The organism is Brevibacillus centrosporus (genome assembly GCF_046622605.1).
Taxonomy (GTDB): domain Bacteria; phylum Bacillota; class Bacilli; order Brevibacillales; family Brevibacillaceae; genus Brevibacillus; species Brevibacillus centrosporus.
In genome coordinates, this window is record NZ_CP176856.1 from 5,494,503 (window position 1) to 5,513,344 (window position 18,842).

The following is an 18,842-nucleotide window of genomic DNA, read 5'->3' on the forward strand; positions in this document are numbered from 1 at the left end:
ACGTCCTCAGGCGGTTCAGGGGACTGGGGCTCGACCCTAAACGGTGGCGGTCAGTCCAAATCCGGCAGAATTGCTTCTTCGTAATCATCCCGATCATCTAATGGCCGATTACGAACCGATTTCGTCTTGCTGGTAACGAATGAAGAAGGAAGCGGCTCCTTTTTCAACATTTCAAGTAAGGAATCATCAAACATAAGAATATGGACATCTAGACGCGGTTTGTCCGGATCGAGCTTCCGTTTTCTGGTCAGCTTATTTGCCTCGTGATCCAAATAGCCCTTTGCTTTCAACTTACCGAGCACTACGGAGCTGTCGTCAAACCCGCCTTCATGTATGAGTTTTTTAAACGACTCTTTCATGAATGTCACCTCGACCCCTTTTCCCAACTTACGGGTAATGGTTCCCCAGCAATCTCTACTAGCTGGTACACCATCCATGATAAAGTGGGACTGGTATTGAATAACCATTTGCTTTAGGTACTGGTACGTTCGTTCCCCAAGATCACGTCCTTCGATATTCTCCTGATCCATCTCCAGCAAAAATTCCAGGATACCGTCAATGCTTACTGAGAAATCAAAGCATTCGTTCATCAATTCAGCTGTAGCCAAGATAAGCGCAAATTTGTCAGCCATGCGATCAGATAGACCATCTTTATGCTCCATCTTGCTATAGCAGATCTTCGCCCACTTTTTCCAAACGTCTAGGATGACAGCTTTGCCTTTGGTGAGTAGGAATTGAACAAAGATCGGCCCTGCATGACCATAGTGCTGGAGGAGACCCTCTTTTATCTTGTTTGCATTCTCGGCTGAACGAGTCCACGCGACGTTTCCCTTCTCCTGCAAGCGAACCATAAGTCCACTGTTCTGGTTGGATTTTTGTTGCAAAGAATGTTCCGCTGTCGAGAAAAAGAAACCACTCCATGAAGCACGTTTGCGTTCTTCAATTTCTTTGGTCATCCGGGCCTTCTCACGCCCTTCGGCGAGCAAGTATAGTACATCCGTAAAATCCTTGATCCGGTTCATGGATGCTTCATCCAAAACGATTGGAATACCATGCTTCTCCGCGATCTGAGACACCAAGCCGTTTTTGGTACCGTACCATTGAAGAATGAGACCACCTTCCCGTTTAGATGGAAGGCCAAAGGGAGACACAAAAACCCGTCCTGCCGTCGTCTTTCCCTGTGAAGTATCCCCATAAGCATGGAAAAGGAGTACCTCCAGGTCAATGAATCGAGCAATGAGAGCAACTACGGGAGAAGCAAACCCGCATGTTAACGCAAATTCCAGGGGTATGTGTCCCAGCACCTCGTGCAAAACCACTTGCTTCCAACCCTCGAATGTTCCGTTTTGTAGTAATAGGTTTCCAACATAGGTAGAGGAATACGGCAAATTGGAACCGATAATTTCTTGGTGTTTATACGTCAGGGCCCCGTTATGATCAGCCCATCCCAGCTTGTGGTGAACCTGTTTTATTGGCGCATCTTTTTCTTGCAAGGAAAGAAATTTAGCGACCTGACCTGCCTTGTAATTGGGTACGTCGATACCGTGATCAAGTAACTTCGTCAGTTCGTTTAATTGAAGCTGGGATCGTTTTACCGTCAATTCATGCCATTTGTATCGATACCAATACTGCAGCATGAACTGAAACGTCTGCTCGTCGATGTTCTCCTGAATTTCCTTGATATACACCAGATCCGCAAGAAATTCTTCCACCCATTTGCCGCTATCGTCCTTTTTCAGGATGAATAGGTCAGTCCCACGTCCCACAAACTGTTTGTAGCGGTACTCAGTAGTCGAAGGCTTCCAGTTTCCCTGCTTCTTTTTCTTATTTAGATGCTGGCCGGTCTGGTCAGAAGTCACTAATTCCACCACCGGGTCGACTACTGCTTTTGATGGTTCAAGGGATGTCTCCGTTTCGTCCTCATCTAAGTCCAGATAAATGTCGTCATCATCGGTAGTAGCATCTTCCAGCTCAGTTAAATCCAAATCCAAGTCGATTTTCGTCGGGTCAACGGTTTGACTCCTCAAACGGTTCTTTTGTGCGGGTAAGTGATCAAAATTCATCTATTAGTCCTCCATCCATCCTTCTTTTATTTTCGAGAAAGCCCATAGCAGGCTCTCTCGAATTCACATGCTTCGTTGAACAGGCTTCATATGACGGTTAACATTCATGAGCAAAGAGGTGTTTACCGCTTATCCACTTGAATGAACGCAATCGTGCTACTACCATTCCCCACATATTTCACTTCAGAGAGTGTGATGGACGTTCGATTGCGAAAATCCAGCCCATATCGTTCCGTAATCTGTTTGACCAATTCTTTGCGATAGATGATGCTCTTTGTACCACTCTGGCTAAATGAATAAGACGTGTAGTGGTCACCAAGATGCTCAGCAATCGCGATCTGATGATCTGAAAAACCAATCTGAACGGAATCTGGATGATGGAGGTGTTCCATTACATCTTGGCTTAGCGCGACTCTTGTCCCGTTTTTTGAAGACACAATCGACATAGCCCCTGCTTTAGCGACTGTTCTTCCCTGCTGATTGCAAACAGATGGCGTAAATTCGGACAGGTCGATGTCTTGATCATCGTCGATCGAATCATCAACTTCTAAATCGTCCTGGGGTTCAAAATCCTCAACAGCGTCTTCCATATCTTGCATTTCCATCTCAAGTTCAACATTCATCAAATTTTCCATGTGTACGATCTCCTTTACCTTTTTCGTTTTCATTTCAACGCAACACGTAGGAATCAAACCGATCATTCCCCGAGCCGCCTTACACGTCCGCCACCATCAACACAGAGTACGGATAACTCCTCTTACCCTCAAACAAAGGCCCGAACTCCGCGCCAGAAGCGGCGAAATCTAGTACGGGAAAGAACCTTTAAAGATCTTGTCTTGTGGACAGTAGACCCACCTCTACGACTCTACGTTTTTGCAGGGTCTCTAGGGTCGATCGTCGCGAACCCTTGGGAGAACAGGGGTTTTTGCGTCCCCGGCATGGTACTTAGGTCGGGGCGCGAGGCAAAATTGGTGACATTCAACCGCTCCCCTCTGTTTTGGGTTTCAGTTGAACACTGCTTTCACAGCCCCGATTCTTCGGACGCCTGTTCGGAACACAAAAAAGACGCCCTACAACAACAAGAATCTTTTCATACAGACTTAAATAAGCCTGCGAGCACAACGGCTCTGAAAAAACTCCTCTTGTTACATGGCGTCTAGTACGGACTTCACACGCGGTTACTGTCCGGCTGATTGACTTGAGTTAGCTTGTCGAGTTAGGCGCTATTTGACCTGGCCCTCCCAGAGGGCACGACTGACAGAGGCTTCCGTAATCGAGGTATTCAACTGTTCATAAATTCTAACATATACCTTTTCGCCTATCAATCCTTTTTTCTAACAATTGGTGTTGCATCCCTTATTTTAGGGATGCAACATTGGGTCATTCCTTCATCTATTCTTTCCCTTCTCCTGAAGGTAGAAAAGGATTGCCTCTGAAACCAACCAACTGTAGCTCGAAATGTATCGTTCCTTTTTCAAGCTTTCCATCGTTTGTGTCAGCTCTCTGTCCAGGTAGATGGTTAGCTTCTTATGCTGCTCGTAAAAATCCGGCTTCTTTTGCAGTCCAGGGTAGGATGGTTCGGACTGACCGGAAATCGCTTTTTTCACGTTTGGCCGTTCTGAAAAGGCCAGTCTAGAGCGGCCTATTGGCGGGTGCTGTTTGAGATTTTCTTCGGATGGTTCGTCCTCAGTCTCTTCCCATCCCGATTCAATCCCTACGTCCTCACCGTACGGACTTTCACCTTCACCCCTTTTCTGTTTCTCGGCTTCCCAGTTGATCCCATGCGAAGATTCCTCTCTCCTGGACTGCCCTTTTGTACCTGTCAAATCCAAATTGCGTCTGCGTCGTTCAAACATCTTGATCCCTCCATAATTGTTTTCTAATCGACAACCGCGTCGTCGTGCACGTCGACTTTTATCAAAATGTTTCTCTGTGTGTGAAAGCAAAAAAAAAAATAGGGCAAACCACGTCTGCCCTTGAATCTACATCGTGACCTGATCGGCAACCTACAGCAGTTTTGAACGAAGCTCTTCTTGGTTCAGTCCATGCTCTTTCGCTACTTTGGCTATGGCCTGCTCCCGACTCATGCCTGCCAAAACCAGTTTCGCAATGATCCAGATTAGTTCTTTCAAAAGCGGATTCATAGTAGATCCCCCTTACCCTTACATTTTTTATCGTTTCGCTCCCAACAGGATCTGAAGGATGGAGATAATGATTTTGATGATGATCACGTCTTCACCCCCTAGTACTCTTCAGGAAGTATAGCTGTGCTGTACTCCCCCGAATCGATGATCCAAACCGTGACTCCGATTGCCAGATTCTCGATGTGATCCACGTAAAATACCTCCTGTTGGAAAGGCTGCTCCTGCCGATTCACGACCTTCTGTACCGGCTCACCATCGACCCACTCTGCCGAAAGTTCAAACACCTGCAGGTAGTCCAATTGCTCTCCCCGTACTTGTCGTTTCTCAAGGATGCTCCACAGAAGGAGCTGCAGCTCAAACGGAACCACTTCATGGACTCCGCGTGTCACGTACCGATCCGAAGAAAACAACTTCCGCGTTTCCATCCTTACATGTACCCTCCTTCTTTCAGGCTCACGTATGCACCCTCCGTACCCACGATGATGTGATCCAAAACGGGGATGCCCAGCAACTCCCCAGCCTCTTGGAGCCTCTTTGTCACTTCTAGGTCTGGTTGAGAGGGAGTGGGGTCACCCGATGGATGGTTGTGGGCGACAATGATGGAACTGGCATTCGCCAGGACAGCTGCCTTGAATGTTTCACGGGGATGAACGATCGAACTGTCCAGCGATCCTATGGAGACGGTGTGAATCGCGGTCGGTTCATTCTTAACATTCAGACAAATCAGAAAAAATTGCTCCCGATCCGATTCTTGCAAAAACGCCTGGAACAGCCCTACGGCATCCTTCGCCATCCGAATGCGGCGCTGTGGGTACAGAAGACTTGATTCCCGTACCATTTGTAACCGGACGATGTTTACCCGTTTTGCTGCTTCTTTGATCGTTTTCATTCCACATGCGCCTCCAAAAAAGTTTTCAGTTCTTCATCGTCTCCTACAGTGCTCTCAGGAATGACAAAGGACATGGCGTACTCGTTGGTGTAAATGACAACCACCTTGTACCAGCACTCTCCCTGACGATCCACCTTGTCGACAAACTCCGGCAGGCTACGAAAGAGCCCACCTGTTTCCCTGTCCAAACCGACCACGGACAGATCCCGAAGGTTGTCTCCTTGCTCCAGCACGACCATGAAGCCGTAGTGATCCAGGGAAAACTCCTCGTCCAGACCGTCGAAGTCAAACGCTTCTTTCAGACCGAGAAATTCTTCTTCCAGGTACGACGTGAGTGTGTCGGAAAACACCTGCGCTGCGCGAATCAAGCGTACATCCTGAATCGTTTTAATCGTTCTCATCGTTCAAGTCCTCCTCATAGAAAAAGGCACTTTTCCCGTCTCTTCATGGGAAAAAGTGCCTCTTATCATTTTTATTGATTGGTAGTAATTGTGCTCAACTGGTTTATCAATGATCGCCTACTTTATAGTAGACCTCAACAGCGTAATCTCTGCTTGAATAAACGATTTGGAGAATCTTCCCGTTGTTATAAAAGTAATAATCCTGAACGGAATCGTACTTTGGTTGAAAGTTATTCGGAAAAAACTCTTTGATTCGAAGCTTATTTTCTGGAAGAATCTCGTACTCAATCCGGTAGTTTCCTGAACTGTCGATGGTAGAGGAATTATAAATTTGCTTGTCATCGAATCGAAGAGTGGAACCTGTGACCACACTTTTCCATTTGCCAACAATCTTTGTTTTGGATTGTTCGGCACTTCCTTCTTCATCCAGCGTTTGAGATGCTAAGTTTTTCGCCTGTTCCGCCAAAATACTTTCTAAATCCGTTGATAGTAATGCGGCACGAACAGAAGAGTTGGGTTCATCTGAATAAAAGGAAATCAGATATTGATCGTTTACCAAGTAGTCTGAAATCCACGAGCCTGATTCTTCATCTTTGCCTTCTTGAATGAAAGTCGTTAACTTATTCCTGATGTCGCTTTGTTTCATATTGATTCTCACGCCGAAGATGCTGCTATTCGGGTTTTTTACAGATACCTTGGAGACACGATTTCGCTCATCTAAGAAGAAACTGAAATGTTCTATTCCTGCGAATTCGTATACTCTGCCTCCCTCATACATGTATTTATTGATGGGTTGACCGAATTCATTGATGAGTATGTCAACATCCTTATCCAAATACTGTATTTCTTCCAGTATAGGTTCTTCTTTTACTTCCTTCTGCTTTTGGGGAGCAACTTCGCTACTTGGTTTGTTTATTGGTTCCAGACTTTTTGGGTTCACAGCTTTTTGATTTTGTAAGGGTTGATTGGTCGTGATTGATTGATGATCTTGGGATGTTTCAGGAACGAAAAACACAAACAGAACAAAGAACAAGATTGCGGTCAATCCATATTGAAGCAGTACGCTGCCCCTCGTTCTTGTTTTCCCCCATCTTACAACCAAGCTTGGCTTTATCAAACCAACCAGAATAGCTAGTACACAAAGAAATGATAGGAGGAGGAAGAATACAAACATCTTGTGCATCTCCTTGTGGAAAGATTTGTTCATCCAGAAAAGAAGTAGCCGACCTCCGGTGGTAGGCTTTTCCGTTGCCGTAATGTAGTTACATGATGTCAATGGCTACTACGATCCCATTTTGGATGGTCACTTGTAGCAGTTGGTTGGCCTGAAGATTTGTCCATTCACTTAGCGAACCACCTTCGGTTACTCTCACATCACTCGATACTGGGTATTCTTGCTCTTGGTCATTTACAAAAAGGACTACTTTCCCCTCTGGAAAGGCAACGGCTAACCCCTCAACGACTGTTTCAGCGGAGGTACTTTCTGAGGGACTTGGAGCTGCCGCTTGTTGGTCAGAAGTATCCGCTGCATTCGTTTCCGACTGAACTTCAGTCGTTACAGTCTGCTGATCCGAAGCTACCTCAGAGTCAGTGGTCGTCTGTTCAGACGTTTCGATTTCTTTTCCCTCAAACACTTTTGCCATCAAAGCCGCCTGCATGAGCTTGTTCTGTGGAATGTCGTTGAAACCAATCGTATGGATCTCAAAAGAACCCGTTTCAGGAGTGACGACAAATTGCATTCTCGCTTTCACTGGTTGTCCTTGATAAGTCATATCCCCTGTAAACTCGACGATCTTCTGTCCGGTATCTGAGTCAAACGCTGACCACTTTGGTGAGCCAAAGAACTTGTCAAACGCGTCTCCAATTTTTTGATTTGGTCGGGCCGAAAAGGTCCCCTCTTTTACAAGGTCAACGTATTTTTGTTGTGCCGAAAACTGTGAAAATGCCCGATCAAGGGGAGTCATCACGTCTATTCCGATCCATGAAAGAGCCATCATGAGAAAGACGAGAGAAGCAACGGAAAAGATGATGGTTCGTACTCCCCTAAAAATCCTTTTCCAGATCGGTATGCTTTTTGGTGCACTGCTTTGTTTTGAGGTATTTTGAACGGTAGTACTATCTTCGCTTCGTACAGAATTCATGGTAGTTCAATCCTTTCTTACAGCCTATCTATTCTTCTCACGCATGACTGCCGGATCATAAGAAATTCGACCGAATTTAGTAGAATCTTCCTACATTATGTTATAGATGTGATTTAACAGTCAATTACTATTTATAGTGTGTGTAAATGATTTTTTCCCTCTAGTACGCTTGACTAGAGGTGGGACCAAATGGAAGAGAGTACAAAACAACTTGCGAAAATATTAGGCGAACGCATCCGCAGTCTCCGTCTGGAGCAGGGACTCAGCCAAGAACAGCTCAGCGAGCGGTCTGGACTGCACACCAACTACATTGGTCAAATTGAGCGGGGAGAGAAGAACCTTACCCTCGAAACGCTGCTGAAAATTGCCCGTAGCTTAGGGACTTCCTTGGAGCAGCTCCTGCACTCCATTGATCCGCTTGATCCTCACACCCCTCTTGGGCAAATTGTTGTCATGCTCTCTGAACGTCCTGTTACGGATCAGGCACTTGTTTTAGCATTGATGAAAACTGTATTTACGTGGGAAGAAGAAAAGCGGAAGTAAGTCACAGTGGACTTTCTTCCGCTTGTTTTTTTGCACTGGGGAATTGGCAGGCTAGTACGGTCATTTCCCACCGCACCGAAAAGATCTCCCTCCGCAGCTTTTCTTCCCGCTGTTGAATCCATTCACAGATGTCCCGAACCGTTGCCTGACAGGTTTCCCCTCTTTGTTTGTAGACGAGCTCATCCTTCAAAAGGGACATGGCTTGCTCGCAGATTCGTACACTTCGTATCAAGGTATCCTCCTTGTTGACAAACTCCTCGTATTTTTCCTGTACTGAACTCATGACACTCTCCTCCTATTCCGTTTTACAGCAAGGCTACAGCCTGCTCCTTATCCTGCCTGCTGGTGTTGATGTAGTAGTGGGCCGTCGTCTGAATGTGAGCGTGGCCTGCAAGCTTTGAGACGGTGGTGAGCGGCACACCTTTCTTGAGTAGTCGGGAACAAAAAGTGTGGCGAAACTTATGCGGGTACAGCTGCTTGTAGCCGAGCTGCTTCTCCAATCCTTCCAGCAACGTGTTGACCGCGTCCTTGTGCATCTTCTCCGCTCGTTGACTGAGAAGGAGGTAGGAGCTGTCCTTGTGCTTGTTCTCCTGCCGTTCGGACCGGATGTACTCTTTGATTAGATCCACCAGATCTGGACGAAGTGGAATTTCTCTGTACTTGCCGCCCTTGCCTGTTACCCGTAACGTGTTGGTGAGGTAGTCCAGATCATTGAGCTGAATGCCACACAACTCACTAACGCGAACGCCTGTGTACAGTAGCAGCCAAACGATCAGGTGGTTACGCAGGCTGACTTTGCTTCTGTCCTGGACGAAGAACAGCAACTGGTTCACCTCCTGCTCGGAGAACACCTCCACTTCACCCTCGCTGCCAGCGGCCACCTTGATCCTGTCTTTCCGCAGCGTGACAACCTGTTCTGTGGTCAGCTTGCGGTCGATCAGGAACAGGTTGAACGCCTGTAGCGAATTGATTTTTTTGTTGATGGTTGCCACCGCGTACTTGTTCTCCATCAGGTGGCTTTTGTAGCTGGAAACGTAGAAGCGTTTCAGATCAGTCGGCTGCTCCACGCCCATCCCCTCCAGGAACACACAAAACCCCTTCACGTCGCCAACGTAGGATTCAATCGTTTTCGACGCGATCCCGTTCTCGACAAGGTACTGTTCGAACTGCTGAATCAGGTCCATCGTAAGACACCTCCTGAAATGCAAAAATCCCGAAAGCCTTCGTTAGCCATCGGGATTCTTTCACTCGCTCCTTGCTCCGGCGAAGTTGCGGAACGAAGGCCACATCTCGCCCTCGTCCGTTCCCCACGCCTGTCTGACGTCGTCGGGATCGAGGATGCGGAAGTGTCCGGTGAACATGTTCCGCTGAAGCTTCCACCCGTTCCTCCTGTCCAGGGTGTCCCAAAAGACTTTGCCACCCGCCGTTTTGGTTGGCAGATTCGGAAACAACATGACTTACTCATCCTTTCAGTGTCTGAAAATGAAAATATCCCTACATCGAAAAGGATGCAAGGATTCTATCTAAATGTATATTAACTGTTCATTTTCTGATATGATACGTTTTTGATTCCACATAAACAGTTATCCACAGTCCTGCTAAAGTTATTATCAACATTATGTGGACAATCAACTGTCAACAACCCTTTTTGCTACCAATTGCAGGTTAGTAAAAAATGATACAACTTCTAAGACTCTAACACTGATAAATACTCTTGAATGTACTTCACTGCAATGGGTACGTCTGCCTTCGACATTTGACCTTGTCCCCAAAATGGTGTCGACAATAAAATAATATTCCGCTTTTCGTTAAGATTGATTCGATATAGGTTAAACTTCCCGTCTTTCCATTGTTGTAATTGTTCACTTGGGAACAGCTCTAACACTCTGGATGAAAAGTGCCAATCGTAGGTTATTAACAATTTGACTTCTGGGTACTCCAGTAATGTTTTTTCGATGAGTCGAATCCTAGGACCGGATACTTCTTCCCAATAAGATTGATGGTTAGTCCAAACCCTTTCATACCCTGTCATGTTTAATCTTCCAGGTTTCGGAAGCGGTAAAAACTCACACAGAAAATGATCACTGTTCACTCTACCAAGTTCATTTTGAACGAAGGAGCTAACGTCTGCATCAGTCGCTGGACGATTCTTTAACTCCAACAAAAAGCGTGCAGAAAAATTCCACGGGGAGGATCCTTTAATTGGACGAATTCCAAAACGATCTTCCCATACCTCCCTAAAGTCCATTGCTAGGGGGAAGGTTGAGCGAATGGATAAACTGGACTCAAGTGTTTGTTTACCAGAATTGATCTCAAGGACTCCCTCTTCAACACCGACAATCCATACGTGACTATTCAACTTTCCGTATCCTAACCAATTATAGAGACAGGAGCGTACTAAAGACTCACTGATCGTACTCAATTTCCGTCCCCCTCTTATCAATTTTGGTAACCCAACTATGTGTCTTTTTGATGTTCAAAACAGTACACATTTCCCTTAAATCTTCTCTCGTTCGATAAACAATAAGATTGAACTTTCTCAGATACAGCCTTCCCACAAGTTGCACATTTCGTATTCCCGGCAACTTTTGCTCCTTCTTTTAAACCCGCTATATGCTTACTTCGTATGTTTTTGGCAAGTAAGAAATGTAGCAAATGGCAATTAAAAATGCACCACTTGCCAACCCCTAAATTATTTGCCGTGTAGTAGCGATTCTTTATACCGATGGCTTTCTCCATTAAAGACGATCAAATGAGAGTGATGAATCAAGCGATCGATTACTGCCTCTGTCAAAATAGGATCTCCAAATATATGATTCCATTGGCCAAACTGTAGATTGGTCGTGATAATAATGCTCTTTCTTTCGTAGCACATGGAGATAATCTGGAAAAGCAATTCTGCTCCCTGTTTGTGTAAGGGAATATACCCCAGCTCGTCGAGTATTAACAGATCTAACTTCTCAATCTGGTTGAAGAATCGGCTCAACGAGCCGGTCTCGTGAGCGTCTAACAGCCGATTGACTAATCCAGCGACAGTGAAGAACTTAATCTTTTTTCCCTGCTTCTGAATGGCATGTAAGCCAATGAGAGTTGATAAGTACGTTTTTCCCGTTCCCACACCGCCATAAAAGATCAAATTTTCTTTCTCCTCTATGAATCCACCATGAAGAATATGGTCCTGCGTGAGACCTTGTCCCATCTGAATATGGCCCCATTCAAATGGCTTTCCTGTTATTCTTGGCAGGGAAGACTGCTTGAAAAGCAGATTGATTTTTCGTTCTTCTCGTTGTTGTAGCTCTCTTTCTAAGATTCTGAGTAAGTACTCTTCATTTGTTTTCGCTTCTATCTCCAGGTAATGTTGCCGAACCCAACTCAACTTGAGACGCTTTGCATATTCCTTTATCAATGCTTCCACTAGTGATGACCTCCCGTTCCTTTAAAAAATTCATTATAATGGGCTAATCCTCTAGTGGCAGTTGGAACGGCAGGAACAAAACCTTTCGGTTGAATGGTATCCCTTTGTCCACGACCATTGATGAGTTGATAATAGATCTGCTTAATAGAATCAACGGATGGGTGGCCATTCTCGGAGGCAAGCTGCAAAGCTTGCGTAGGTATTTTCATATCATCGTCCTTTAGAATGACGGATAGCAGCTGGAGAGCTTCTTGCTTCTCTGGGACTGTACAATTCGAGAGATAGGTTTGCCATTCGATGGGCAATTGTTCATAAAAACTTGTGTATTTAATGGCAGTTGGCCGTTTTGCCATCAATGTCAAATATGGCTGCCAAATCACTGATTTTGGCTCTTTGCCATACAGCCTAGCATGCTGCACAATCAGCTCATATTCTTCCGTTAAAATATCCACTCGATCAAATAAGATCTTTGCCAAAACCGTACATTTGGCAAAACGAGGAGACGTTGAGTAGAGTTTATTTTCGACTCGGATATATCCGTATTTATCAGCTTTTACTCGTTCATATCGGATACAATCAAATTCTTTGGCAGGTAATTGAAGAAGGTGTTCCTTGTCTGCCAAATATAATTCGGAAAGCATCGTTTCTTTTACATAATGAGGTCGCTCCCGATCTTTCTCGGCTTTTTTCCACAGGGTTTCGTTTAGCTGATCAAGACTGTGTATCTGTAGCTCTGGCAGAAGAAAGTTGTTGCGAATGTACTTTACCATCGCCTCCACATGACCTTTTTCATTACCACTACCGGGATTACAAAACTCGTATTCAAAATCATAGTGAAAAACGAAGTTTTGGAATTCCTCTGTCAACTCCCGCTGACCGTTCGGCATGATTCTTTTCACCGCTGGTGATAAGTTATCAAAACGAATCACCTTAGGTACGCCACCTATGTAGTGAAAGATACGTTTTAGCCCCTCCAGAAAACATTCTCGGTTCTGAGACTGAAAAACTTGGAAGTAAAACGTATTGCTATGAGGAAATGAGAGAACGAGAAATGGCAAGGTAACACTTTCCCCCAGATATTTAAATGGTGCTTCTCCGAAATCAACCTGTGCTGATCCAGGTTTCGTCTCCAATGGCAATGCCGCAGCATCACTTGTCTCTACTAACTGGTGTTTTCGTTGAGAAACATATTGTCTGACAGAGCGAGATGATCCTGTAAATTGGTGTTCTTCCACTAATTGTGTATACAAGCGTTGTGCTGTTCTTCGGAACTTCTTTTTCTTTTTCAAGTCCTCTTTGATCCACTGATCAAGAATCGGTTTTACTGGTTCCATGACCCTTGCTTTTCGAATTTGCTTGGGCTTTTCTTGAAGATTGAAATCATCCATTTCTGCATACTTCTGAACCGTCCTCGAATCCCGATTCATTTGTTTTGCAATCTTGCTATAAGCTCGTCCTTTTTTGTTTGCCTCATGCCTGATATAATTAATTTCTGCCACTGCTAACATCTCCTAACTTTATACCTCCCGTCGTCAGTTTGCCCAACTGGGAGTGTATTTTGAGAAGGGGACGTTGGCAAGTGGTTTTTTTAATTTATGCAGCCCCTACGGGTCTGCATAAATTAACTGCCATAACCTACATTTTTAGTCTGCCATAAACAAGAATAAGCTTATGAATCTGCTAATGACAAGGGGTGGAGCTTTGGCAGATAAATTTACGGACATGGACGCGGTCATAAAGAAAATGCAAGAGGTTGTAACGGCTAAGCGCGAACAAGATCCCGAATTTTACGCGAAGTATCCAATCAATCTCGGGACCTTAGCGGACGATCAAGCAGTACATGAGGTTACGAACAAATGGAGCCTGCCTGATGACTACGTGTACTTCCTGAAGCATTATGTCCCAGAGTCGGTGACCTGGAGTACGGACGAATATACCAATTTGGAGATTTACGGGGCAAAGGGCCTTCTGAAGGGGCAATGGGGATACAACTACAATCCAGTAACCCACGAGGATATTGTGGACTGGCCGAGCAGTTATGTGGTGATTGCTTCAGACGAAGGCGACCCTTACTGCATCGATCTTTCCAGAGGAGATACGGTCATTTATACGGCAGCGCACGGGATGGGCACATGGGATTTTTCCGTTGCCTATGGCAATCTTGAGGAGTTTCTTCATAGTGTATTAGTACCGCGGGGCTTTGAGGAATGGGATACGAGCGGAGATGAACCGTACGAGTACTACAAAGTGTTTCTGACAGGTGAGGGCAGCGATAAGAAAAAAACGCTGCTGTTCATCAAGAAAATGTTCTCGTGCGATTTTTCACAAGCGAAGGCATATTTAGAGGCGGCTCCCTTACTCGTGTATAAAGGACTTGAGCCTGGTGCCGCGAAAACCGGGGAACAGCTAAAAAGCATCGGTGCTGAATATGAGGTGCGGATAGTCAGCGTGGCCGAGTTTCTGTCGTCCTAGCCGTTAGGAATATACGCATGATGGACGCGGCAAGGGAGCGAGGATACCAGGACGATATCCCCGAGCCATGTTCAGATGCTGCCTAATGCTTTGGCTTCTAGCGGGTGCTACTCTTTTCTGATCAAGGGAGATAAGAACCCACTACTTCGAATTTTTGCTCATTGTCTATGGTCATCACCTTTACTTCAATGACGTTGCCTTTTTGAAAAGTAGGGACATTTATGATGGGAATAAAGGTTTTTGCCACAGTAGAAATAACCTTGCCATCCGGCATCGAGACGGTTAGATCGAGCAAGACTTCTGGCTGATCATCCATTTGTGCTTTGGTTTGCTGGATCGAGTTAATCACCGCTTGTGCGGACGTCCCTTGCTCGAGGATCGTTTTGCGCTGCGAATAGCGTTTCTTATTAGCCCCTAAGGTTTTGACTACAAATGCGACCGTCACTGCCGCCGTCAAACTTGAGAAGAGGACGAGTATGACAATGATAGTATTCAAGGAAAGACACCTCGCTTTCATCTCTAAAATAAGTGGAAAAATAAAACAAAATTTCTACAATAAGCTTAAATCATCAACAAAATGAAATCTAGGCTTTGTGAAGATTCTGTTAAATTATCGCGCAAATACAGCTTTTTCCTTATAAATACAAGAGAATCAAGACACGATATATGATTTTCTTGTATTTAAATAGTATATAATGACAAACATTTTATTCTATAACTAATAGTGATACAATATGAATAAGGTTATAATTGATCTATAACAAGGGGTGTGACGGTGTCTCACCCTGGCTTGCTGTGGAGCATAAAGCAGGAGCGCCTGCAACATTTCTTCAAATTATACTAGTTAGGACGGTTAAAATGAGTAAAACAGACGTAATCTTAATTGGTGCCGGAATCATGAGTGCGACTTTAGGGTCACTGCTGAAAGAATTAGTACCAGATTGGGAAATTACAGTGTTTGAGAAGCTTGCAAAGGCAGGAGAGGAAAGTTCTAACGAATGGAATAATGCGGGAACAGGGCATGCTGCTCTGTGCGAGCTGAACTACACAAGCGAAAAGCCAGACGGATCGATAGATATTAAGAAAGCAATCAATATTAATGAACAGTTCCAACTCTCTAAACAGTTTTGGTCTTATCTTGTAAATAGCAAATTGATCAAGAATCCAGAGGACTTCATCATGCCACTGCCGCATATGAGCCTGGTTCAAGGTCAAAAAAATGTAGAGTTTTTAAAGAAACGTTTTGAAGCGATGTCTAAAAACCCTTTGTTCCAAGGTATGGAATTTTCCGATGACCCTGAAAAGCTGAAAGAGTGGCTCCCTCTCGTCATGCAAGGTCGTACCTCGAACGAGCCGATTGCAGCAACAAAAATTGACTCGGGTACAGATGTCAACTTTGGCGCTTTAACACGCATGCTGTTTGAACATCTGCAAACGAAGAACGTGAAAATCAACTACGGACACAGTGTGGATGATATTAAACGCACGAGCGACGGTTCGTGGGAATTGAAAGTGAAAAATGTGAATACTGGCAGCGTAGAGCGCCATACAGCAAAATTCGTCTTTATCGGAGGCGGAGGTGGAAGCCTGCATCTCCTGCAAAAGTCCGGTATTCCTGAAGGCAGACATATTGGTGGATTCCCTGTAAGCGGTCTATTTATGGTCTGTAAGAACCAGGAAATCGTTGAACAGCACCACGCAAAGGTATACGGGAAAGCAAAAGTTGGCGCGCCGCCAATGTCTGTTCCGCATCTGGACACCCGTTATATCGACAACAAAAAATCGCTGCTGTTTGGACCGTTTGCCGGCTTCTCGCCAAAGTTCCTCAAAACGGGTTCCATGCTCGATTTGGTCACTTCCGTAAAACCGGATAACGTATTGACCATGTTGGCAGCAGGTGCAAAAGAAATGTCTTTGACCAAGTACCTGATTCAGCAAGTGATGCTCTCCAAAGAACAACGTATGGAAGAGCTGCGCGAGTTTATCCCTGATGCGAAAAGCGAGGATTGGGATTTGGTCGTAGCTGGTCAGCGCGTACAGGTTATCAAGGATACAGAAGCAGGCGGAAAAGGAACGCTTCAATTCGGTACAGAGGTCATTACAGCGGCTGATGGCTCGATTGCAGCATTGCTTGGTGCATCTCCGGGTGCTTCTACGGCCGTACACGTTATGCTCGAAGTAATCACCAAATGCTTCCCGCAGCAAATCAAATCGTGGGAACCAAAAATCAAAGAAATGATTCCTACCTATGGCGTGTCTCTCATGGAACACCCAGAGCTGATCGAAGAAATTCATACTTCAACAGGGCGCACGCTTGGTCTTACCAGAGAGCTTGCCCTCGTCAAGTAGAACGAACATATTGAAGATGAGATAAACGGCTTTCGCCCCCATCAGTCGGGACGAAGGCCGTTTATCTTTTATACATCAACCAGATTTGCCTCAAGGGGCAAGTCTTTTTTATTTGTATGGCACATGCTAATCGTGTTGCGTTTGAAAATAATCGATATATCGATTATTATTTTCGATATAACGGAGGAGGATGAAAATGAGACGTCGGAGAGGGTTTGTCCAATTGGCCATCCTGCATTTGCTGAAAGAGGAATCCATGCATGGCTACCAGATCATGAAGGAGCTGGAGGAACGATCTGATGGGGCGTATTCGGCAAGTGCCGGGACGATTTATCCTGCTCTTCAGGAAATGCTGGATCAACACATGATTGAACTGGAATCAGGTGCAGATAAAAAAGTGTATTTCCTCAGCGAAAAAGGCAATGAGAGGCTGATGGAATTCGCGAACCAGGGGGAGGGGGACTTCTGGGTCGAGTGGAAGGAACGCATGGTCTGGAGGAATTCCGAGGAATCGCTACGGCTGAGAGCGGCGCTGGAGGGATGGGAAACACAGCTTAAACGAACGATGAGACAAATACGTGGCAACCCGGAACGTGTCGAGGAGCTGATTTCGTTAATCGATGAAATGACCAATCGCTTAAAAAACCACAGGGATCAATAAGGGGAAGTATCATGAATGCGATGAGAAAGCTGTTGCGATATCTCAAGCCATACGCGTTATTTGCCATAGTAGGGCCGTTTTTGATGTGTATTGAGGTAGCGATGGATCTGCTGCAGCCGACGATCATGCAGGAGATGATCGATATCGGGATTGCCAATCAAGATAACGGGTATGTGATCAAGCTCGGGGTGTTTATGCTGATCAGTGCGATTATCGGATTGATTGGAGGGGCAGGGAGCTCGATTTATGCCGCAAAAGCAGCTGTTAATTTTGCTACCGATATTCGGCAGGATGTGTTCAAGAAGACAGAGCAATTTTCCAATCAAAATACAGATACCTTTGGGACTGGCAAATTAATTACCATACTAACCAATGATATTGCGACCCTGCAGCAGGCTGTCATCATGACCTTGCGTGTCTTTGTACGGGGACCTCTGCTGTTTATCGGGTCGGTCGTGATCGTTTGGCTTACGGCACGAGAGCTGTTTCCGGTGTTGCTGGTGGCGATCCCTATTCTGATCGCTCTAATCTATTTCTTTACGGTCAGGTCAGGACAGCTGTTCTCCCACGTGCAGAAGGCGATGGACCAGGTGAATACCAAGCTTCAGGAAATGCTGGCAGGGATTCGGGTGATCAAGGCTTTTGATCGCCATGATTATGAGCAGAGCCATTTTCAAACCGCCAATGATTGGTTGATGAAACGGAACATGACAGCCGAAAAGCTGATTGTCACCCTGATGCCTCTCATGATGTTCATCGTCAATATCGGAATCGTGGCAGGTCTATGGATGGGTGTGATCAAAGTAAGTGAAGGGACGCTTCAGATCGGGGTTATTTTAGCCTTTATCAACTACTTAAACATTATGTTGAACGGACTTGTGAGCAGCAGCAATGTCCTCATGCAGATTGCACGCTCGTTTTCGTCCGCAGAACGGATTGTGCAGGTGTTTGATACAGAAATCGACATAACAGAGCGGGAACAGCCGATCGCCGGACCAGAACTACGCGGAGAAGTGGAGTTTCGAAATGTGGATTTCAGCTATAGCAAAAATGGAGAATACGTACTAAAGGACATCTCCTTTCAGGCTAAGGCTGGTCAAAAAATCGGGATTATTGGGTCTACCGGTTGTGGGAAATCAACGCTCGTCAAGCTGATTCCCCGTCTGTATGATCCGGATGCAGGGCATGTCCTCATCGATGGGATCGACGTCAAGGATATGCCGTTGGAGAAGCTCCGTACCGCGATTGGATTTGTCCCGCAGAAGGCGACTCTGTTTTCAGGATCGATTGAGGATAATTTGCGTTTTGGGAAAGAAGAAGCTACAACGGATGACATGGAGCATGCCGCACAGGCAGCCGCGGCATCGGAATTCATTGATAGATTTGACGGAAGATTCGGGCATCAGCTTTTGCAAGGCGCAACGAATGTATCCGGCGGGCAAAAGCAAAGGCTGTCCATGGCACGGGCTTTTATCCGGGAACCAAAAATCTTGATTCTGGATGATTCGACCTCGGCGATCGATGCCTTGTCTGAAGCAGCTGTCCAACAGGCGCTGCGGGAGGCTTACACCGATTCGACCGTATTTATCATTTCCTCCAAAATATCCTCTATCATCGATGCGGATCAGATCCTGGTCATGGAGGATGGAAGGCTGGAAGCGAGCGGGACACACGAGACATTGCTTGCGACGAGCAAGGTATACCGCGATATTTACACTTCGCAAAGCGGAAGGGAGGTTACGTACTCATGAGCAAGCCTTCGTC

General features: G+C 45.6%; 21 protein-coding genes. 5 read left to right on the forward strand and 16 right to left on the reverse strand.

Features of this window, described 5'->3' with window-relative positions:
* Window positions 1–50: 50 nt before the first annotated feature.
* The 9 genes from ACLIN2_RS27555 to ACLIN2_RS27595 form a co-directional block, all read right to left on the reverse strand.
* Window positions 51–2,063, reverse strand: a complete 2,013-nt coding sequence (locus tag ACLIN2_RS27555) for a DUF927 domain-containing protein (protein ID WP_411502714.1) — start codon at window positions 2,061–2,063, stop codon at window positions 51–53.
* 122 nt (window positions 2,064–2,185) lie between these two features.
* Complete coding sequence (locus ACLIN2_RS27560) at window positions 2,186–2,698, reverse strand: hypothetical protein (RefSeq protein ID WP_411502715.1); 513 nt, start codon at window positions 2,696–2,698, stop codon at window positions 2,186–2,188.
* A 753-nt stretch (window positions 2,699–3,451) separates the two neighbouring features.
* Window positions 3,452–3,919: a CopG family transcriptional regulator gene (locus ACLIN2_RS27565; protein ID WP_411502716.1), complete on the reverse strand. Its 468-nt coding sequence runs from the start codon at window positions 3,917–3,919 to the stop codon at window positions 3,452–3,454.
* Between the two features lie 150 nt (window positions 3,920–4,069).
* Window positions 4,070–4,207, reverse strand: a complete 138-nt coding sequence (locus tag ACLIN2_RS27570) for a hypothetical protein (protein WP_411502717.1) — start codon at window positions 4,205–4,207, stop codon at window positions 4,070–4,072.
* Between the two features lie 98 nt (window positions 4,208–4,305).
* Window positions 4,306–4,632 (reverse strand): DUF960 family protein, encoded by a 327-nt coding sequence (locus ACLIN2_RS27575; RefSeq protein ID WP_411502718.1) that lies wholly within the window; start codon window positions 4,630–4,632, stop codon window positions 4,306–4,308.
* Window positions 4,633–4,634: 2 nt separating this feature from the next.
* A complete protein-coding gene (locus ACLIN2_RS27580; RefSeq protein ID WP_411502719.1) occupies window positions 4,635–5,096 on the reverse strand; it encodes a JAB domain-containing protein in 462 nt (153 codons plus the stop codon).
* Window positions 5,093–5,497 (reverse strand): hypothetical protein, encoded by a 405-nt coding sequence (locus ACLIN2_RS27585; protein WP_411502720.1) that lies wholly within the window; start codon window positions 5,495–5,497, stop codon window positions 5,093–5,095. Before ACLIN2_RS27585 ends, ACLIN2_RS27580 begins: the two co-directional genes overlap by 4 nt.
* A 106-nt stretch (window positions 5,498–5,603) precedes the next feature.
* Window positions 5,604–6,671: a hypothetical protein gene (locus ACLIN2_RS27590; RefSeq protein WP_411502721.1), complete on the reverse strand. Its 1,068-nt coding sequence runs from the start codon at window positions 6,669–6,671 to the stop codon at window positions 5,604–5,606.
* 88 nt (window positions 6,672–6,759) lie between these two features.
* On the reverse strand, window positions 6,760–7,638 hold the full coding sequence (locus ACLIN2_RS27595; RefSeq protein ID WP_411502722.1) for a hypothetical protein: 879 nt from the start codon (window positions 7,636–7,638) through the stop codon (window positions 6,760–6,762).
* Between the two features lie 189 nt (window positions 7,639–7,827).
* Between ACLIN2_RS27595 and ACLIN2_RS27600 the strand changes: the two genes are divergently transcribed.
* The gene (locus tag ACLIN2_RS27600) at window positions 7,828–8,181 is read left to right on the forward strand and encodes a helix-turn-helix domain-containing protein (RefSeq protein WP_092268232.1); all 354 of its coding nucleotides are present in this window, start codon (window positions 7,828–7,830) and stop codon (window positions 8,179–8,181) included.
* Between the two features lies 1 nt (window position 8,182).
* Here ACLIN2_RS27600 and ACLIN2_RS27605 read toward each other — a convergent pair whose 3' ends face one another.
* From ACLIN2_RS27605 to istA, 6 genes are all read right to left on the reverse strand, one after another.
* Window positions 8,183–8,464 (reverse strand): hypothetical protein, encoded by a 282-nt coding sequence (locus ACLIN2_RS27605; RefSeq protein WP_411502723.1) that lies wholly within the window; start codon window positions 8,462–8,464, stop codon window positions 8,183–8,185.
* Between the two features lie 22 nt (window positions 8,465–8,486).
* On the reverse strand, window positions 8,487–9,365 hold the full coding sequence (locus ACLIN2_RS27610; RefSeq protein WP_411502724.1) for a tyrosine-type recombinase/integrase: 879 nt from the start codon (window positions 9,363–9,365) through the stop codon (window positions 8,487–8,489).
* A gap of 60 nt (window positions 9,366–9,425) precedes the next feature.
* Window positions 9,426–9,635 (reverse strand): hypothetical protein, encoded by a 210-nt coding sequence (locus ACLIN2_RS27615; protein ID WP_411502725.1) that lies wholly within the window; start codon window positions 9,633–9,635, stop codon window positions 9,426–9,428.
* 233 nt (window positions 9,636–9,868) lie between these two features.
* Window positions 9,869–10,603 (reverse strand): hypothetical protein, encoded by a 735-nt coding sequence (locus tag ACLIN2_RS27620; RefSeq protein ID WP_411502726.1) that lies wholly within the window; start codon window positions 10,601–10,603, stop codon window positions 9,869–9,871.
* A gap of 270 nt (window positions 10,604–10,873) precedes the next feature.
* Window positions 10,874–11,596, reverse strand: a complete 723-nt coding sequence (gene istB, locus ACLIN2_RS27625; protein WP_411502515.1) for an IS21-like element helper ATPase IstB — start codon at window positions 11,594–11,596, stop codon at window positions 10,874–10,876.
* Window positions 11,596–13,104 carry an IS21 family transposase gene (gene istA, locus ACLIN2_RS27630; protein WP_411502516.1) on the reverse strand — a complete coding sequence of 503 codons (1,509 nt, stop codon included), beginning with the start codon at window positions 13,102–13,104 and terminating at the stop codon, window positions 11,596–11,598. The genes istB and istA overlap by 1 nt, the downstream gene beginning before the upstream one ends.
* A gap of 193 nt (window positions 13,105–13,297) precedes the next feature.
* On the opposite strand from istA, the gene ACLIN2_RS27635 reads away from it, so the two are divergent.
* On the forward strand, window positions 13,298–14,068 hold the full coding sequence (locus tag ACLIN2_RS27635) for an SMI1/KNR4 family protein (protein ID WP_411502727.1): 771 nt from the start codon (window positions 13,298–13,300) through the stop codon (window positions 14,066–14,068).
* A gap of 121 nt (window positions 14,069–14,189) precedes the next feature.
* Here ACLIN2_RS27635 and ACLIN2_RS27640 read toward each other — a convergent pair whose 3' ends face one another.
* On the reverse strand, window positions 14,190–14,564 hold the full coding sequence (locus tag ACLIN2_RS27640) for a hypothetical protein (RefSeq protein ID WP_092271638.1): 375 nt from the start codon (window positions 14,562–14,564) through the stop codon (window positions 14,190–14,192).
* A gap of 362 nt (window positions 14,565–14,926) precedes the next feature.
* On the opposite strand from ACLIN2_RS27640, the gene ACLIN2_RS27645 reads away from it, so the two are divergent.
* The 3 genes from ACLIN2_RS27645 (at window position 14,927) to ACLIN2_RS27655 (ending at window position 18,829) form a co-directional block, all read left to right on the forward strand.
* Window positions 14,927–16,417: a malate:quinone oxidoreductase gene (locus ACLIN2_RS27645; protein WP_092271641.1), complete on the forward strand. Its 1,491-nt coding sequence runs from the start codon at window positions 14,927–14,929 to the stop codon at window positions 16,415–16,417.
* A gap of 196 nt (window positions 16,418–16,613) precedes the next feature.
* The gene (locus tag ACLIN2_RS27650) at window positions 16,614–17,078 is read left to right on the forward strand and encodes a PadR family transcriptional regulator (protein ID WP_170184529.1); all 465 of its coding nucleotides are present in this window, start codon (window positions 16,614–16,616) and stop codon (window positions 17,076–17,078) included.
* Window positions 17,079–17,089: 11 nt separating this feature from the next.
* On the forward strand, window positions 17,090–18,829 hold the full coding sequence (locus ACLIN2_RS27655) for an ABC transporter ATP-binding protein (RefSeq protein ID WP_122960457.1): 1,740 nt from the start codon (window positions 17,090–17,092) through the stop codon (window positions 18,827–18,829).
* Window positions 18,830–18,842 lie beyond the last annotated feature (13 nt).

Excerpts from the sequence above, each read along its gene's own strand:
- ACLIN2_RS27555 (WP_411502714.1), bottom strand. The coding sequence starts at position 2,063 with ATGAATTTTGATCACTTACCCGCACAAAAGAACCGTTTGAGGAGTCAA.
- ACLIN2_RS27560 (WP_411502715.1), bottom strand. The coding sequence starts at position 2,698 with ATGGAAAATTTGATGAATGTTGAACTTGAGATGGAAATGCAAGATATG.
- ACLIN2_RS27565 (WP_411502716.1), bottom strand. The coding sequence starts at position 3,919 with ATGTTTGAACGACGCAGACGCAATTTGGATTTGACAGGTACAAAAGGG.
- ACLIN2_RS27570 (WP_411502717.1), bottom strand. The coding sequence starts at position 4,207 with ATGAATCCGCTTTTGAAAGAACTAATCTGGATCATTGCGAAACTGGTT.
- ACLIN2_RS27575 (WP_411502718.1), bottom strand. The coding sequence starts at position 4,632 with ATGGAAACGCGGAAGTTGTTTTCTTCGGATCGGTACGTGACACGCGGA.
- ACLIN2_RS27580 (WP_411502719.1), bottom strand. The coding sequence starts at position 5,096 with ATGAAAACGATCAAAGAAGCAGCAAAACGGGTAAACATCGTCCGGTTA.
- ACLIN2_RS27585 (WP_411502720.1), bottom strand. The coding sequence starts at position 5,497 with ATGAGAACGATTAAAACGATTCAGGATGTACGCTTGATTCGCGCAGCG.
- ACLIN2_RS27590 (WP_411502721.1), bottom strand. The coding sequence starts at position 6,671 with ATGTTTGTATTCTTCCTCCTCCTATCATTTCTTTGTGTACTAGCTATT.
- ACLIN2_RS27595 (WP_411502722.1), bottom strand. The coding sequence starts at position 7,638 with ATGAATTCTGTACGAAGCGAAGATAGTACTACCGTTCAAAATACCTCA.
- ACLIN2_RS27600 (WP_092268232.1), top strand. The coding sequence starts at position 7,828 with ATGGAAGAGAGTACAAAACAACTTGCGAAAATATTAGGCGAACGCATC.
- ACLIN2_RS27605 (WP_411502723.1), bottom strand. The coding sequence starts at position 8,464 with ATGAGTTCAGTACAGGAAAAATACGAGGAGTTTGTCAACAAGGAGGAT.
- ACLIN2_RS27610 (WP_411502724.1), bottom strand. The coding sequence starts at position 9,365 with ATGGACCTGATTCAGCAGTTCGAACAGTACCTTGTCGAGAACGGGATC.
- ACLIN2_RS27615 (WP_411502725.1), bottom strand. The coding sequence starts at position 9,635 with ATGTTGTTTCCGAATCTGCCAACCAAAACGGCGGGTGGCAAAGTCTTT.
- istA (WP_411502516.1), bottom strand. The coding sequence starts at position 13,104 with ATGTTAGCAGTGGCAGAAATTAATTATATCAGGCATGAGGCAAACAAA.
- ACLIN2_RS27645 (WP_092271641.1), top strand. The coding sequence starts at position 14,927 with ATGAGTAAAACAGACGTAATCTTAATTGGTGCCGGAATCATGAGTGCG.
- ACLIN2_RS27650 (WP_170184529.1), top strand. The coding sequence starts at position 16,614 with ATGAGACGTCGGAGAGGGTTTGTCCAATTGGCCATCCTGCATTTGCTG.
- ACLIN2_RS27655 (WP_122960457.1), top strand. The coding sequence starts at position 17,090 with ATGAATGCGATGAGAAAGCTGTTGCGATATCTCAAGCCATACGCGTTA.